Annotated in this window: 15 protein-coding genes; 8 read left to right on the top strand and 7 right to left on the bottom strand. The window is 69.1% G+C overall.

Annotation, left to right across the window (positions count from 1 at the left end):
- Positions 1-77: 77 nt before the first annotated feature.
- From WAE60_RS21870 to WAE60_RS21855, 4 genes are all read left to right on the top strand, one after another.
- Positions 78-1,181: an aminotransferase class I/II-fold pyridoxal phosphate-dependent enzyme gene (locus WAE60_RS21870; RefSeq protein WP_337688750.1), complete on the top strand. Its 1,104-nt coding sequence runs from the start codon at positions 78-80 to the stop codon at positions 1,179-1,181.
- A gap of 257 nt (positions 1,182-1,438) precedes the next feature.
- Positions 1,439-1,816, top strand: coding sequence for a hypothetical protein (locus WAE60_RS21865; RefSeq protein ID WP_337688748.1), 378 nt, complete (start codon positions 1,439-1,441; stop codon positions 1,814-1,816).
- A gap of 127 nt (positions 1,817-1,943) precedes the next feature.
- The gene (gene arr, locus WAE60_RS21860) at positions 1,944-2,360 is read left to right on the top strand and encodes an NAD(+)--rifampin ADP-ribosyltransferase (RefSeq protein ID WP_337688747.1); all 417 of its coding nucleotides are present in this window, start codon (positions 1,944-1,946) and stop codon (positions 2,358-2,360) included.
- 654 nt (positions 2,361-3,014) lie between these two features.
- Positions 3,015-3,875, top strand: coding sequence for a hypothetical protein (locus WAE60_RS21855; protein ID WP_156035698.1), 861 nt, complete (start codon positions 3,015-3,017; stop codon positions 3,873-3,875).
- Between the two features lie 130 nt (positions 3,876-4,005).
- Here the strand turns inward: WAE60_RS21855 and WAE60_RS21850 are convergent, their stop codons facing one another.
- Positions 4,006-4,635, bottom strand: a complete 630-nt coding sequence (locus WAE60_RS21850; protein WP_029911246.1) for a TetR/AcrR family transcriptional regulator — start codon at positions 4,633-4,635, stop codon at positions 4,006-4,008.
- 260 nt (positions 4,636-4,895) lie between these two features.
- Between WAE60_RS21850 and WAE60_RS21845 the strand changes: the two genes are divergently transcribed.
- The 3 genes from WAE60_RS21845 to WAE60_RS21835 all read left to right on the top strand — a co-directional run bounded on the left by WAE60_RS21845 (position 4,896) and on the right by WAE60_RS21835 (position 7,670).
- Positions 4,896-5,726 carry a UDP-2,3-diacylglucosamine diphosphatase gene (locus WAE60_RS21845; protein ID WP_337688746.1) on the top strand — a complete coding sequence of 277 codons (831 nt, stop codon included), beginning with the start codon at positions 4,896-4,898 and terminating at the stop codon, positions 5,724-5,726.
- Complete coding sequence (locus WAE60_RS21840; protein ID WP_029911241.1) at positions 5,726-6,817, top strand: glycosyltransferase family 1 protein; 1,092 nt, start codon at positions 5,726-5,728, stop codon at positions 6,815-6,817. The genes WAE60_RS21845 and WAE60_RS21840 overlap by 1 nt, the downstream gene beginning before the upstream one ends.
- Before the next feature lie 109 nt (positions 6,818-6,926).
- Positions 6,927-7,670 (top strand): LuxR family transcriptional regulator, encoded by a 744-nt coding sequence (locus WAE60_RS21835; RefSeq protein ID WP_337688744.1) that lies wholly within the window; start codon positions 6,927-6,929, stop codon positions 7,668-7,670.
- Positions 7,671-7,917: 247 nt separating this feature from the next.
- Here WAE60_RS21835 and WAE60_RS21830 read toward each other — a convergent pair whose 3' ends face one another.
- The 6 genes from WAE60_RS21830 to WAE60_RS21805 form a co-directional block, all read right to left on the bottom strand.
- Positions 7,918-10,560: a glycoside hydrolase family 3 C-terminal domain-containing protein gene (locus tag WAE60_RS21830; protein WP_337688742.1), complete on the bottom strand. Its 2,643-nt coding sequence runs from the start codon at positions 10,558-10,560 to the stop codon at positions 7,918-7,920.
- Positions 10,561-10,861: 301 nt separating this feature from the next.
- Positions 10,862-11,173 (bottom strand): hypothetical protein, encoded by a 312-nt coding sequence (locus WAE60_RS21825; protein WP_337688740.1) that lies wholly within the window; start codon positions 11,171-11,173, stop codon positions 10,862-10,864.
- Positions 11,170-11,418 (bottom strand): hypothetical protein, encoded by a 249-nt coding sequence (locus tag WAE60_RS21820; RefSeq protein ID WP_337688738.1) that lies wholly within the window; start codon positions 11,416-11,418, stop codon positions 11,170-11,172. The genes WAE60_RS21825 and WAE60_RS21820 overlap by 4 nt, the downstream gene beginning before the upstream one ends.
- A 13-nt stretch (positions 11,419-11,431) precedes the next feature.
- Positions 11,432-11,764: a DUF6481 family protein gene (locus tag WAE60_RS21815; RefSeq protein ID WP_029911228.1), complete on the bottom strand. Its 333-nt coding sequence runs from the start codon at positions 11,762-11,764 to the stop codon at positions 11,432-11,434.
- 5 nt (positions 11,765-11,769) lie between these two features.
- Positions 11,770-11,895 (bottom strand): hypothetical protein, encoded by a 126-nt coding sequence (locus WAE60_RS21810; RefSeq protein WP_156035696.1) that lies wholly within the window; start codon positions 11,893-11,895, stop codon positions 11,770-11,772.
- A 525-nt stretch (positions 11,896-12,420) separates the two neighbouring features.
- Positions 12,421-13,152, bottom strand: coding sequence for an enoyl-CoA hydratase/isomerase family protein (locus WAE60_RS21805; RefSeq protein WP_029911226.1), 732 nt, complete (start codon positions 13,150-13,152; stop codon positions 12,421-12,423).
- A gap of 394 nt (positions 13,153-13,546) precedes the next feature.
- Between WAE60_RS21805 and ccrA the strand changes: the two genes are divergently transcribed.
- Complete coding sequence (gene ccrA, locus WAE60_RS21800; RefSeq protein WP_337688735.1) at positions 13,547-14,818, top strand: crotonyl-CoA carboxylase/reductase; 1,272 nt, start codon at positions 13,547-13,549, stop codon at positions 14,816-14,818.
- Positions 14,819-14,890: the final 72 nt, after the last annotated feature.

Here is a 14,890-nt window from a genome sequence, read left to right as displayed (position 1 = left end):
CTTCCGCGCTTCAACTTTGTCATCCCGGAAAGCGCGCAGCGCTTGTCCGGGATGACAACAAGTATCGGGATCGAGAGATGGACACGACGCGGCGAAGCGCATTGGCGGTCCTGACCGGCGGAACGGCGCTGGCTCCCCTGTTGGCCGCCGCCGCCGAGACCTCGGTCGATCCGACCGCCCCGCCCGCCATCCGCGCCCATCTGGGCGTCACCGAGAACCCCTACGGCCCCGGCCTCGCGGCCCGGAAGGCGGCGCTGAAGGCCGTCGAAGAGGCCGCCTACTACGCCTGGGAGCTGGAGCCGCCGCTGGTGGCCGCCATCGCGAAACGGGAAGGCGTCTCGCCCGACCGGGTGGGCCTGTGCAACGGCTCGCTGGAGGCCCTGTCGCTGCTGTCGACGGCGTTCGCCAAGGCGGGCCCGATCGTCTCGCCCCAGCCCAGCTACGCCACGCCCCTGCTCTACGCCGAGCGCCAGGGCGCCAAACTGGACTGGGTCCCGCTGGCGGCCGACAACCAGATCGACCTCGCCGCCCTGGGCGCGAGGAAGGCCGGGGCCGGGGCCGTCTACGTCTGCAATCCCAACAACCCGACCGGCCTGCTGCTGGACCCGGAGCGCTTGCGCGCCTTCTGCGTCGAGACCGCCAGGACCTGCCCGGTGATCGTCGACGAAGCCTATATCGAGATCAGCCCCGATCCGGTCCGGTGCTCGATGGTCGATCTGGTGCGCGGCGGCCACGACGTGGTCGTGGCTCGCACCTTCTCCAAGGTCTACGGCATGGCCGGCCTGCGCGTCGGCTTCGTGATCGCCCAGCCGGAGCGGATCAAGCAGCTGAAAGGCCTGATCCCCACCCACAAGGGCCGCCCCGGCCTGGCCGCCGCCCTGGCCTGCTACGGCGACCCCGCCTACCTGGCCGGGACCAAGGCCTATCTGGAGGGCTGCCGCGAGAAGATCTACGCGATCTGCCGCGCCAACGGCCTGACCTGGCTGCCCTCGCACGGCACCTATGTGTTCGTGGACTGCGGCCGGCCGAACCTGGCGTTCCAGAAGACCCTGGCCGGCCTGGGCGTCGAGGTGCGGGTGTTCGACAGCCCCCGCCACCCGACCTGGATCCGCGTGGGCACGGCCAGCCCGGCCGAGCTCGACTATTTCGCCCAGGTGCTGCCCAAGGCGCTGAAGGCCTAGGCGCGGAAGTTATCCACAGGGGTCGGGGACTGAAGGCGGAGTCCCGCGCGGGCCGGGGACATGCGCTTGCGCGTGTCCCCAACGGATGCTCGAGGGTCAGAACGAGAACCGCCGCGCCCACGATGGGGACACGCACGCGTGCATGTCCCCGAGCTCTATCCCCACAAATTCCAAACCCGCCCTCAACGAAATCAACGCCCTACACGAAAACGCACGTTTCCGATCCCCACCCTCCGGGGCGGGCGCATCCTATCGGCATGAACCAGACCCAACACACCCCCGCTCCGCCCCTGTCCCCGGCCATCGCCTGGCGCCAGGCCCTGCAGACCAAGCTCATGGACGCGCTGGACGCCGCCTGGGCCATCATCGAACGCAGCGTCGATCCCACCGAGATCCGCCAGGCCCTCGACCGGGCCAAGGCCATCGGCGCGATCGCCGTCATGGGCCGCAAGGTGGCCCTGCTGGAACCGACGCCACGCGCGGCCCCAGCCAAGGCCGTGAAGGCGACCGCCGACCTGTCGCTGGAGCCGCTGAACGCGGCCCTGGCGCCGGTGGCGGCCCCAATGGCGGCTCAAGCCGAGCATACGCGCCGGGCGCTGGAGAAGCTGAAGGGGGGACGGCGCGGACGGCCGTGAGCCCCTCGCCTGGTACTGATCTGGGGCTGAAAAACCCAAGTTCAAGAATTGGCGGCCGTCGATTTATGCGCAGTCTGTGGCGCCCTGGCGGGAACCTCCGTTCCCGATCTCAGAAGGGCCCCGATCGATGACCACCGCAGCCACCCCGTTCGTCCAGGCTTTCTTCCACGGCACCAAGGCCGACCTGAAGGGCCACGACCTGATCGCCCCCGGCCACGCCTCCAACTTCGGCCGGCGACAGCCCGCGGCCTTCGCCTATGTCAGCGCCACCCTGGACGCGGCCGCCTGGGGCGCGGAACTGGCCCAGGGCGACGCGCCGGGCCGCATCTACGTGGTCGAGCCGACCGGCCCGCTGGAGAACGACCCCAACCTCACCGACAAGAAGTTCCCCGGCAATCCGAGCCAGTCCTTCCGTACGCGCGACCCGCTGCGGATCCTCGGCGAGGTCACGGGCTGGACGGGGCACTCGGCGGAGCAGCTGGAAGCGATGAAGGCCGGCCTGGCGCGGCTGGAAGCGCAGGGGGAGGAGGCGATCGAGGACTAGGGGGGCCGGCCCCTTACGCTCCGCGCCCTCCCTCTCCACCGTCATCCTCGGACTTGTTCCGAGGACCCCTGCTTCAGCCGCGAAGAAGGATGATCCGTGGAGCGGTGAGGCCGCGGTCTCCCCTCAACCGGCAAACCCGCCGACAGAGGGGTCCTCGGAACAAGTCCGAGGATGACGGTTCCAAAATGGAGAAAGGCCGGAGCCCCCTGAACCTCCGCCGGGGACATGCCCTCGCGGCGTGTCCCCAACCGCCTAGCGCCGTGCGAAACCTGGGGACACGCGCATGCGCATGTCCCCGACCGTAGCCTCTCCTCGTCCGCCCGCCCGCAGCGGCGAGGCCTCGCCTTAGACCCTTGGAGGCGAGCCTGCTCTGGCGTCTGGCCGTGTCAAGGACCGCCCCTGGCGGCCGCGTCGCGGCGGCGCGACGCGCCGTCCTTGACACGGCCAGACGCCAGAGCTCCGATCCACCAAGGGTTTAAGGTGAGGCCTCATCCGCCGAGGCGGATGAAGGGACGGTGATCTCTGCTGAGGGGAGGTTCCGGAAGTTTGTGCGACGCCCAAGGCGGACATTGAACTGCATCGGGCTGGCCCATTGGCTTCCCGAATTTGTTGGGGGCAGGTTGCGGGCCACGGCTTATGGTTTAGCTTGCTACCATGAGCATACCGAAACCTGTAACCGCAGCACCCGTGTCCGCGAGCACGGCGCCGCCCCCGGCTGTTCCGTTGCAGACGGGAGTCACGCCGGCCATAGCCCAGCAGCCCTTGACCGTTGTCGTCGCCAAGATGCCGGAAGAGAAATCCGACTTCACGGGCGATCTAGTGTCCGGCGGCATCGGTGCCATTTCGACGCTCGCCGCCGTGGTTCTCACCTTGTGGCTTACAAATTCTCAAAAGGAGCGAGAAGAACGGCAAAAGGCTGATGACCATTGCGTCGAAGTTCATGCAAAAATTGCGGCTGTCTACGAATTCGCACATGGATTCGTTGAACACTTCAAGGACGGCTCTGACCGCGCGCGAGCTTCCAACGCTGAATTCATTGCCCTTCACGTTCAAGCTTATGCCAATATTCCTGATGAAGTGATATTCACGCAAGATGAAATGGCGGCTTTGAGACGTGTAGCGGGGTATAAGTTAATAAGTCGCGTTCCGATGATTGAAAGAAGGTATCGCTCTGTACTTCAAACTATGACCGCGTATCGCGCCAAGATAGAAGAGATTCAGCGGATGATGACGGTCGAGAGGGTTGAGAACGGCGTTTCGACCGTATCTGTTCCGATCGAGTTGAAAGAGCGTATTCGGGCGGAATACGGGATGCTCGACGGCTTCGTGATCACCATGAACGAGATTTGCGAGGAGCTTGTCCAAGCCTGCTTTGAGAGCATGAAGACACTCGTTGAGTCGATGGCGACGTACTTCAACCGATATCAGGGAATGTCGGTCACCGACCCGCAAGGTCAGGTCGTCGAGTTCGAGTTCAATCTGAAAAAGAAAAGGAAGCGGGGCGGAAAAAACTGACCCCTCGTTCTCGCGGAAATTCAAAATCGGGGAACAGCTTTCGGTCGGCCGCGCGGAGGCTTCGTCGTCAACCCATAGCCAATAAAGTGAAGGTCGGCCATGGGACGAAAGCCAACCCCATCACCCCCCCTCAGTCCGGCCAAAGATCCTGCACATCCCCCTTGCGGTTCAGCATGTGCGTGGCCCGCTTGATCAGCATCAGCAGGCGTTCGCGCCGGCCGTCGTTGTCGTAGGTCAGCGACGCCCGGGCCAGCCCCTCCAACATGAACCGCGCCAGGTCCCGCGACGCCTGGAACCGCGGCCCGGCCCCCGCGTGGAGGATCTTCAGGAAGTGGTCCCCCGCCTGGGCGCGGTCGAACTCGGCCTGGGCCGGGGCCAGCAGGGCCTGGACGGCGGGGTCGGTGCGGCCGGCGGCCTCCAGCTCGGCGAAGGCCAGGAACGGCACGGTGTGCAGCAGGTCCCAGTAGCTGTCGATCGCGTGCTCGGTGACGTCGCCGCCCTGGGGCAGGGTGTCGGCGGCGGCGCGGAACAGGGCCGAGCGCTCGGCCTGGACGTGGGCCACGGCCGCCTCGACCAGGGCCTCGCGGGTGGGGAAGTGGTAGAGCATCGCCCCGCGCGTCAGGCCGGCGGCGTCGGCGATCACCGGATTGGTCGCGGCGTGGTAGCCGATCTCGGCGATCAGACGCATCGCCTGGTCGAGAATGCGCGCCCGGGTCTTCAGCGACTTGGGCGTGTCCTTGGCGAGGCGAGCGGCGTCCATGACCCTTGATCTAGTGAAAGCGATGTTGCGCTGCAACAGCATTGGGCTGGCAAAGCTTTGCCTTGTCCAACAAGATTTATCCAATGGTGAAATTTCGGGCGCTTGTGCGACGCAGCGTCGCGCCGTGTGCTGATCGCCGTTTCACGAAAGCGACATGCAATCAGCTTAATCGCCGGCTCATGGGCCCCAAGGACGATCGGGGCACGGCTGGTCCGGGGGGACCGGAGGCCGAACGCCGACCTGAACCGCTGGAGGGGCACATGGTCACCGACACCGACATCGAGATCCGCCGCTACCGCTCGGTCTTCATCAGCGACATCCACCTGGGCACCCGCGGCTGCCAGGCCGAGCTGCTGCTGGACTTCATCCGCCACGTCGAATGCGACAAGCTGTTCCTGGTGGGCGACATCATCGACGGCTGGAAGCTGCGCAGCGGCTGGTACTGGCCCCAGGCCCACAACGACGTGGTCCAGAAGATCCTGCGCCTGGCCCGCAAGGGCGTCGAGGTGATCTACGTGCCCGGCAACCACGACGACCGGGTCCGCGACTTCTGCGGCGTGCACTTCGGCGGGGTGGTGGTGGCCCGCGACGTGATCCACGAGGCCGCCGACGGCAAGCGCTACCTGGTGGTGCACGGCGACGAGTTCGACGGGGTGGTGCAGCACGCCAAGTGGCTGGCCTTCCTGGGCGACTGGTCGTACCGGACCATCCTGATGCTGAACACCCTGCTCAACCGGGCCCGCCGCCGGCTGGGCTTCGGCTACTGGAGCCTGTCGGCCTTCCTGAAGGTCAAGGTGAAGAACGCCCTGCAGTTCATCGAGAATTTCGAGGCCGCCGTGGCGGACGAAGCCCGGCGGCGCGGCGTGGACGGCGTCATCTGCGGCCACATCCACAAGGCCGAGATGCGCGAGATCGACGGCGTGCTCTATGTGAACGACGGCGATTGGGTGGAAAGCTGCACCGCGCTCGTGGAGCATCTGGACGGACGGCTCGAAATACTGGAATGGTCAAAGCTTAGGTCCTGGTCGGTGATCGACCGGGCGCGGGCGCTCACTCTCGAGCCCCCGATACCGGAGCCTGCCGCCGCCTGATGCGGATACTACTCGCAACCGATGCCTGGGAACCCCAAGTCAATGGCGTGGTTCGGACCCTCACCAAGGTGATGGCCGAGCTGAAGGCGATGGGCCATGAGGTCGACGTCGTCAGCCCCGACCAGTTCCCCACCTTTCCGCTGCCGACCTATCCGGAGATCAAGCTGGCCATCGGCGCCTACGAGCCGGTGATGGAGCGCTTCAAGTCGTTCGAGCCCGAGGCGATCCACATCGCCACCGAGGGTCCGATCGGCCTGGCCGCCCGCCGCATCTGCCTGGAGTGGAAGCTGCCGTTCACGACCAGCTACCACACGCGATTCCCCGAATACGTCTCCGCCCGCCTGCCGCTGCCGCTGTCGGCCGGCTACACCTACATGCGCTGGTTCCACAAGCCGTCGGGCCGCCTGATGGTGGCCACCCCCACCATGCGCGACGAGCTGGTGCGCCACGGCTTCCGCAACATCTCGCCCTGGACCCGGGGCGTGGACACCGACGTCTTCCGCCCCCGCCAGGAGGGCGAGCCCGACGTGTTCGAGGGCCTGGCCCGGCCGATCTTCCTCAATGTCGGCCGCGTGGCCGTGGAGAAGAACATCGAGGCCTTCGCCAGCCTGGACCTGCCCGGCACCAAGGTGATCGTCGGCGACGGCCCCCAGCGCGAGGAGCTGGCCGAGAAATATCCCGACGTGGTCTTCACCGGCGCCAAGTTCGGCGAGGAGCTGGGCCGCTACTTCGCCTGCGCCGACGTCTTCTGCTTCCCGTCCCTGACGGACACCTTCGGCCTGGTGATCCTGGAGGCCATGGCCGCCGGCGTGCCGGTGGCGGCGTTCTCGGCCCCGGGGCCGATCGACATCATCCCGGGCTCGGGCGCCGGCGTCCTGGCCCCCGGCCAGACCGACGGCCTGCGCGAGGCCTGCCTGGCGTGCCTGGACATCGACCACGTCGCCGTCCGCAAGTTCGCTGAAGGCTTCTCGTGGCGCGCCTGCGCCGAGGAGTTCTACAAGAACCTGCAGCCCTATCCCGAACCGGAGAAGACCCGGTTCTGGCGGCGGCTCAGGCGGCTGGCGCGGCTTAGGCGCAAGCCGGCGGCTTAACGATAATCCTTCCCTCCCCCTTGTGGGGAGGGACGGGGTCTTTGTCCCCTATCCGATCCCCGTGCGATCCCCTACGCTCACCCCCATCGAGGGGCTTGAGTATCTCCACGTGCTGAACACCGCCGAACAGGAAGCCTGGAGCTTCCTCAGCAAGGCGCCGCACTATGCGGGGCCCGACGAGGTCGAGGCGCATTTCGGCCGGGCGATCGCGGCCTTCGGCTACGACCGCTTCTGCGCCACCCTGATCAACGCCGAGCAATTGGGCCGCGAGCCGCCCACCCTGAGCCGCCGCGACTTCGACGCCTGGGACGCCCGCTACTGGGGCGAGCGGCACGTGGTCCACGACCCGTGCATCAAGCTGCTGCAGAAATCGACCCGCGCCTTCGCCTGGACCGACGCCAAGCCGCTGGGCGACAACCGCGCCCGGGCGATGTGGGGCGAGGCCAGCGAGTTCGGCATGAACGACGGCTACGTGGTGCGGGTGTTCGGCCCGGCCGGCCACGAGGTGCTGATCCGCATGGCCACCGCGGCGCCCGACACCGACCCCACCGCCCGCGCCGTGGTCGAGAGCCTGGCCACGGTGTTCGGCACCATCATGCTCAAGCACTGGGAGCTGCAGGACGAGCCCTCCGAGACTTGGCCCGACTACGCGGTGATCTCCGAGCGCCAGGCCCAGTGCCTGTACTGGGCCAGCCGGGGCAAGACCGACTGGGAGATCGGCGCGATCCTGACCCTCTCGCCCCGCACCGTGCACCACCACATCGAGGCGGCCAAGAAGCGCCTGGGGGTGGTGAAGCGGCAGGAAGCGGTGATGAAGGCGGGCGAGCTGGGGTTGCTGGCGAAGGTGGTGTGACAGACGGCGACATGCCCTTGCGGCGTGTCCCCAAGTCTTGGCGCCGTGGATGCTGATCCAACTTGGGTTGTCATCCCGGAAAGCGCGCAGCGCTTGTCCGGGACCCAGGTGAACCGCACCGCATCTGCCCAGTCCCCTGGGTCCCGGACAGCCTCTGCGAGGCTTCCGGGATGACAACCATTTGGAATAGCGCGGCGCCTCGGTGGACGCTGATGGGGACACGCCCAAGGGCATGTCCCCGCCGGAGCTAGTTCGCCAGCGCCTTCGTCCCCTCCACGGTGAACGTCGCGTCCGCGCCCGGCGCCCGCTCGATCCCCGGCCGGGTCACCGGCTGACCGCCGCCGATCCACAGCTTCACCGGTCCCGGCTGGACGCTGCGCGAGCCGTCGGCCGCGACCGTGCTCATCGCCAGCGCGTCCAGCCTGAAGGCCAGGTGCTTGGTCTCGCCGGCCTTCAGGTGGACGCGCATGAAGCCCTTCAGCGCCCGGACCGGCGCCCCGGCCACGTCGCGCGAGACGTAGAGCTGGACCACCTCGTCGCCGTCGCGCGCCCCGCTGTTGGTGACCTCGACCGCCACCGCCTGGTCCTCGCCCGCCTTGACCGCCGTCCGCGCCAGAACCGGCGCGCCGTAGCTGAACCGGGTGTAGCTGAGGCCGTAGCCGAACGGGTACAGCGCCTCGCCGCCGAAGTAGCGGTAGGTGCGGCCCGCCATCGTGTAGTCCTTGAACGCCGGCAGCTGGTCGGCCGAGCGGTAGAAGGTGACCGGCAAGCGGCCCGCCGGGCTGAAGTCGCCCGCCAGCAGGCCGGCGACGGCCTGGCCGCCCTCGCCGCCCGGATACCAGGCCTCGACGATGGCCGGCAGGTGGGCGTCGGCCCAGTTCACGCTCATCGCCGAACCGTTCATCAGTACAAGGACGACCGGCTTGCCGGTGGCGTGCAGGCGCTCGAGCAGGCCCTCCTGCGGGGCGGGCAGGTCCAGGCTGGTGCGGTCGCCGCCGACGAAGCCCTTGGCCCGCACCGACATCTCCTCGCCCTCCAGCCTGGCGGTCAGCCCGCCGACAAAGACCACCAGGTCGGCGGCCTTGGCGGCGGCCACGGCCGCGTCGGCGCCGCGGCTGGGCCGGCTCCACTGCAGGCGCAGCTCGCCCCGGTCGCCCGACTGGTTGGCCTCGACCACGATCCGGCTGGCCTTGCCGGCGGTCAGGACCGCCTCGCCGTCGGGCGCGGAATCCTTGGCCCGGGTCCAGGCGTCGACCACGGTCTTGCCGTCGACGATGACCCGGTAGCCGCCCTCGCCGCTGACCGAGAAGCGGTGGACGCCCGTCTCGGTCGGGACCAGGGTGCCGGTCCAGCGCATCGAGGTCGTCCGCGCCTGCCGCTGGGGCCGGCCCCAGCTGAACGCCGCGTTGGTCGCCGGCTCGGCGGCGCCGGCCGTTCCGGCCAGGTCCAGCCCCTGGAAGGTCTCGACCTTCAGGTCCTTCAGCACGGCGTCCGGCACGGCCTCGCGCGGGGCGGCGGTCCAGCCGGTGCCCTCGACGAAGTCGATCCGGGCGTCCGGGAACCGCGCCTTCAGCCCCGCCAGCACGGTGACCGGCTTGGACGGCGTGCCGTTGTAGTTGCCCACCAGGGCGTCGATGCTGTCGGCGTTGGGGCCGACCACCGCGATCCGCGCCGGGGCGGCCTTCAGCGGCAGCAGGCCGTCGTTCTTCAGCAGCACCATCGAGGCCTGGGCCGTCGCCAGCGACAGGGCGCGGTGCTCGGGCGTGTCGTTCTGGGCGGCGGTGATCTTGAAATACGGCACCTTCTCCGGCGGGTCGAACAGGCCCAGCTTCAGGCGGGCGACGAACAGGCGGCGGACCGCCTGGTCCAGCTGCGCCTCGGTGACGAGGCCGTCCTTCACCGCCTGGACGATCGGGGCGATGTCGCTGCTCTTGTCCGGCCCGAACTCGGCGCAGAACAGGTCTGTGCCGGCCTTGATGCTGACGGCCGCGGCCTGCTCGGCGGTCTTCACATAGCCGTGCGAGGTGGGCAGGAAGACGTCGGCGATGGCCGCGCAGTCCGACACCACGTGGCCGGAAAAGCCCCAGTCGCGCCGCAGGCGGTCGGCCAGCAGCGGGGTGTTGGCGCAGGCCGGCGCGCCGTCGACGGCGTTGTAGGCGCACATCACCGACTCCACCCGGGCCCGGGTGACCAGGGCCTTGAAGGCCGGCAGGTAGGTGTCTTCCAGGTCGTGGGCCGAGGGGTGGATGTCGTCGCGATGGCGATCCGCCTCGGGGCCGCTGTGGACGGCGAAGTGCTTGGCCGTGGCGACGGTCTTGTAATAGGTCGGGTCGTCGCCCTGCAGGCCGGTGGCGAAGGCCACGCCCAGCTCGCCGGTCAGATAGGGGTCCTCGCCCCAGGTCTCCTGGCCCCGGCCCCAGCGCGGATCGCGGAAGATGTTGATGTTGGGCGACCAGACGGTCAGGCCGCGATACTGGGCCGAGCCGCCGTCGGGCGCGCGCTTCTCCACGTACTTGGCGCGGAACTCGGTGGCGATGGTGTCGGCCACGCCGTGGATCCTCGGGACGTCCCAGGTGGCGGCCATGCCGATGGCCTGCGGGAAGACCGTGGCCTCGCCGGCCCGGGCCACGCCGTGCAGCCCCTCGCTCCACCAGTTGTAGGCCGGCACGCCCAGGCGCGGGATGGCCGGGGCGGCGTGCTTCAGCTGGGAAGCCTTCTCCTCCAGCGTCATGGCGGAGACCAGGGCGGCGGCGCGGGCCTCGGGCTTCAGGGACGGGTCGAGGAAGGCCGCCGGGGCCTGGGCGCGGGCGGTTGCGGCCGTCAGGGCCAGGGCCAGGCCCGCCGCCAGGACGAGCGCGCGGCTCGACGGAACGATTGCTGAAGCCTTCATGCGTTTCCCCTTGTCCCGCAGCCGTTGGAGGGCCGTCTCATCCCGGCGCGACACCGGTGTCAGGGCGGTATCTAGACACAGCTTGCGCGTGCGGGACAGCGAAAAAGGTACCGGTACCTTGAATGAGGTACGCACCTATACTCCACCGTCATCCCGGGCCTTGTGCCCGGGATCCCTCTATCCGCCGCAGGTGCGGATGAGTGGCGCGCCGGCGCGCCAATGCGCTTCACGTGCGAGCTGAAACAGGGGTCCCGGGCACAAGGCCCGGGATGACGGTGGAAAGGAGAAGGTAGGGCCGCCCCTACCCGGCCAGCCACGCCAAGGCGCGGCGCAGCAGGGCGATCAGTCCGGTGCCGAACACCGCCAGCAGCACCCCCGCCGGGACCATGATCAGCAGGCTTCCCCAATGCAGCCAGCCGGCCGTGCGGGCGGCGATCAGGGCCAGGGTCAGCAGCACGGCGGCGACGCCCACGGCGATCCACAGGCCCGGCCGCGCGCTACCCCGGCGCGGGGAGGCTTGCCAGCGGATCAGGCCGCCGATCCGGCGCTGGGGCGCGATCCGGCGGGGACCCTCGCCCCGCGCCCGCCGTCGCCGTCCGCCCCGGGCGCTCATCGACGGTGCGCCTCGATGATGCGGCAGCGGACGCTCCAGCCCTCGGCGCCGCGATCGGTGAAGTCGGTGACCACCAGCTCGTAGACCTCGTCGTCCTGGGCCATCGTGCACAGGTCGCCCACCCGCATCGGCCGGGCGTCGCGCGAGCGGATATGGGCCTCGCGCAGGGTGGCCAGGTTCTCGCACAGCAGTTCGTAGTCCTGCGACCCGAACGGCGAGACCGGGACCGGCGCGCGGCTTGCCATCAGAAGGGGGCCTTCACTGGCGCGACTTGCGGGCCGCGTAGCGGGCGTCGCGCCTGTCCTTGGCCTCGGCCTCGGTCGGGGCCTTGGCGCGCTTGCGCTCGGCGCGTTGGCCGGCCGCGGCGGCGGTTTCGGCGGCGACCGCGTCGGCGGCCGCCTTCCGGACCGTCCGGGCCGCCTGGCGCTCGGCGCGCACGGCCTTCAGCTCGGCCGCCGCCTCGACGCCGCGCTCGGCGAACAGCGGATCGGCCACGGCCGGCTTGGGCCTGAACTTGGCGAGCAGGGCCTGCTTGGCCTCCGCGGCCGTCTTCAGCCGGTCGGCCAGGCCGGCGCCCTTGGTGTCGTTCATGGCCATCAGGTCTTGGTCCCCCGCAGGGCGTCGGGATCGATCGGCCGGGGCCGCGAAGGCTGGCTGCCGGTCGAGCGGGGATCGTTCAGGCCCTTGGGGCCCGGAGGGCGGGTGCCGGTATAGGTCTTCATGGGGCTACTTCTTCTTGGCGGTCAGGGTCGACAGCAGGGTCGGGGCGGCGGCGGCGATCACCTTGGGCTTGGCGGTCTTGGGCTTGCGGACTTCGCGATTGCCTTTGGACATGGGGCGTTCCTTTTCGGAGGGCGGGACGCGCGCGATCGGGCGTCCGGGCCGGGCGGCCCGGCGCGACGCGCGCGGCGGAGGGGCGATGTCAGGTCCGTGAGGGGCGCTGGTCGTGGCGACTGACGGTCATGCGACCCCTTTCCGGGGTGCGTCGAGACGACCCGCCAAGCGGGCCGACACTCGCCGGCGGCGCGTCCTAGCGCCTTGGGGTCACCCTACCACGTCCGGGGGGCGGGCCGGTGGAAATACGGTGGGACCGTGGAACGCGAACCTTGTCCCCTCTTCGTGTCATCCCGGAAAGCGCGCAGCGCTTGTCCGGGACCCAGGTGAACCGCACCCCCTTCGCCCAGCCCCCTGGGTCCCGGACAGCCTCTGCGAGGCTTCCGGGATGACAACCTTGTGCATGGTCGCCCCTACCCCCTTTTGAACAGCGCCGCCCGCTTGGCCATGAAGGCCGCGATCGCCTCGCGATGGTCGGCGCTGGCCACCAGGGCCGGCAGCTCCTCCTCGACATAGGAGCGGCCGTCGACCACCCGCTTGGTGGCCTCCACCGCCAGGGGTGCGCGGGAGGCGATCCATTCGGCCAGGTGGAAGGCTTCCGGCAGCAGGCGCTCGGGCGCATGGACGGCGGTGACGATCCCATCGGCCATGGCCCGCTCGGGTCCGAACTGGGCGCCGGTCAGCAGGTGGGCCTTGGCCCGCGCCACGCCGATCAGCCGGGGCAGGCGCGTGACCGAGGCCATCAGCCCGATATTGACCCCCGAGGCGGCGAACACCGCCCGGTCGCTGGCCAGGCGGATGTCGCAGGCCAGGGCCAGCTCCAGCCCGCCGCCGAAGCACCAGCCGTCGATCGCGGCGATGGTGGGCGTGCGCAGGCCCTCGATCCAGTCCATCAGCCGGTTGAAGTTCTCGACCGCCGCCAGGGCGTCGGGGGCCGACCGGCCGTGGGCCTCGCGCAGGTCGTCGCCGGCGCAGAACACCCCGCCCCGGCCGGTCAGCACGATCGCCCGGGTCTCGCGGTCGGCGGTGATCTCGTCGAGGATCTTCACCAGCTGGGCCCGCACGGCCAGCCCCAGGGCGTTGGCCGGCGGGGCGTCCAGCTCCAGCAGCAGGATCGAGCCGGTGGGGCGGGTGACGTGGATCATCGCGCTCATCGGGGGAACGTGGCCGATGCGCGCGGGTTTGGAAAGCTGAGCCATTTCCTCTCCGCTCATCCCGGCGAATGCCGGGACCCAGATGGAATGGCTTTGAGGCTGACGCCACGAGCTCTGAGCTGATCCGATCACCACCCCGCCATGGGATCTGGGTCCCGGCATTCGCCGGGATGAGCGGATCAGAAGAGAATGATGGTTTCGCGCGCAACCATGCTGCGATGCAACAATTTTCCGCTTGCCAGAGTTAAACGCTTGTCACAGCTTGGTGGCTTCGGCGCGGCCTTTCCGCGGCGGAGCCCATAAGGATGGACCGCCCGAACGGTCCACGGAGCGCAGAGAGCCGATCACGCGTTGTGTTGCAGCGCCGAAAAGACCGGGGAGTGAGATGAGCACCGCCACGCAAGGTACGGCCGAGCCCGCGCTGAAGGACCTCTACGAGATCGGCGAGATTCCGCCGGCCTTCCACGTGCCCAAGACCATGTACGCCTGGGCCATCCGCAAGGAGCGCCACGGCAAGCCGTCCGACGCCATGCAGGTCGAGGTCGTGCCCACCTGGGAGATCGGCGAGGACGAGGTGCTGGTGCTCGTGATGGCCGCGGGCGTCAACTACAACGGCGTCTGGGCCGCCCTGGGCGAGCCGATCAGCCCGCTGGACGGCCACAAGCAGCCCTTCCACGTCGCCGGCTCGGACGCCTCCGGCATCGTCTGGAAGGTGGGCGCCAAGGTCAAGCGCTGGAAGCTGGGCGACGAGGTCGTCATCCACTGCAATCAGGACGACGGCGACGACGAGGAGTGCAACGGCGGCGACCCGATGTACTCGTCCAGCCAGCGCATCTGGGGCTACGAGACGCCGGACGGCAGCTTCGCCCAGTTCTGCCGGGTGCAGTCGCGCCAGCTGATGCCGCGCCCGCGCCACCTGACCTGGGAAGAGGCCGCCTGCTACACCCTGACCCTGGCCACCGCCTACCGCATGCTGTTCGGCCACAAGCCGCATGAGCTGAAGCCCGGCCAGAACGTGCTGGTCTGGGGCGCCTCGGGCGGGCTGGGCGTGTTCGCCGTGCAGCTGGCCGCCGTGGCCGGGGCCAACGCCATCGGCGTGGTCAGCGACGACGACAAGATCGACTTCGTCAAAAGCATGGGCGCCAAGGCGGTGCTGAACCGCAAGGAATTCAACTGCTGGGGCCAGCTGCCCAAAGTCAACGGCCCCGACTTCGCCGACTACATGAAGGAGAGCCGCAAGTTCGGCAAAGCCATCTGGCAGGTCACCGGCAACAAGGACGTCGACCTGGTGTTCGAGCACCCGGGCGAGTCGACCTTCCCGGTCTCGGTGTTCGTGGTGAAGCGCGGCGGTATGGTGGCCATCTGCGCCGGCACCAGCGGCTTCAACCTGACCATGGACGCCCGCTTCCTGTGGATGCGCCAGAAGCGCGTCCAGGGCAGCCACTTCGCCAACCTGATGCAGGCCAGCGCCGCCAACCAGCTGGTCATCGACCGCCGGGTGGACCCCTGCCTGTCCGAGGTCTTCCCCTGGGACCAGATCCCCGCCGCCCACGAGAAGATGCTGGCCAACCAGCACCTGCCCGGGAACATGGCGGTGCTGGTCTGCGCCCAGCGCCCGGGCCTGCGGACGTTCGAGGAGGTGGTGGAGCTGGGGTGACTGCTGACGGGGACATGCCCTTGCGGCGTGTCCCCAACCGCTTGGCTCGGTGCGAAAGCTGGGGACACGCCC

It is taken from the genome of Caulobacter sp. CCG-8 (assembly GCF_037402475.1).
Classification (GTDB): Bacteria; Pseudomonadota; Alphaproteobacteria; order Caulobacterales; family Caulobacteraceae; genus Caulobacter.
The sequence above is the reverse complement of the archived record's forward strand: the minus strand, read 5'-3'. Positions and strand labels throughout refer to the sequence as shown.

Excerpts from the sequence above, each read along its gene's own strand:
- WAE60_RS21870 (WP_337688750.1), top strand. The coding sequence starts at position 78 with ATGGACACGACGCGGCGAAGCGCATTGGCGGTCCTGACCGGCGGAACG.
- WAE60_RS21865 (WP_337688748.1), top strand. The coding sequence starts at position 1,439 with ATGAACCAGACCCAACACACCCCCGCTCCGCCCCTGTCCCCGGCCATC.
- arr (WP_337688747.1), top strand. The coding sequence starts at position 1,944 with ATGACCACCGCAGCCACCCCGTTCGTCCAGGCTTTCTTCCACGGCACC.
- WAE60_RS21855 (WP_156035698.1), top strand. The coding sequence starts at position 3,015 with ATGAGCATACCGAAACCTGTAACCGCAGCACCCGTGTCCGCGAGCACG.
- WAE60_RS21850 (WP_029911246.1), bottom strand. The coding sequence starts at position 4,635 with ATGGACGCCGCTCGCCTCGCCAAGGACACGCCCAAGTCGCTGAAGACC.
- WAE60_RS21845 (WP_337688746.1), top strand. The coding sequence starts at position 4,896 with ATGGTCACCGACACCGACATCGAGATCCGCCGCTACCGCTCGGTCTTC.
- WAE60_RS21840 (WP_029911241.1), top strand. The coding sequence starts at position 5,726 with ATGCGGATACTACTCGCAACCGATGCCTGGGAACCCCAAGTCAATGGC.
- WAE60_RS21830 (WP_337688742.1), bottom strand. The coding sequence starts at position 10,560 with ATGAAGGCTTCAGCAATCGTTCCGTCGAGCCGCGCGCTCGTCCTGGCG.
- WAE60_RS21825 (WP_337688740.1), bottom strand. The coding sequence starts at position 11,173 with ATGAGCGCCCGGGGCGGACGGCGACGGCGGGCGCGGGGCGAGGGTCCC.
- WAE60_RS21820 (WP_337688738.1), bottom strand. The coding sequence starts at position 11,418 with ATGGCAAGCCGCGCGCCGGTCCCGGTCTCGCCGTTCGGGTCGCAGGAC.
- WAE60_RS21815 (WP_029911228.1), bottom strand. The coding sequence starts at position 11,764 with ATGAACGACACCAAGGGCGCCGGCCTGGCCGACCGGCTGAAGACGGCC.
- WAE60_RS21810 (WP_156035696.1), bottom strand. The coding sequence starts at position 11,895 with ATGAAGACCTATACCGGCACCCGCCCTCCGGGCCCCAAGGGCCTGAAC.
- WAE60_RS21805 (WP_029911226.1), bottom strand. The coding sequence starts at position 13,152 with ATGATCCACGTCACCCGCCCCACCGGCTCGATCCTGCTGCTGGAGCTG.
- ccrA (WP_337688735.1), top strand. The coding sequence starts at position 13,547 with ATGAGCACCGCCACGCAAGGTACGGCCGAGCCCGCGCTGAAGGACCTC.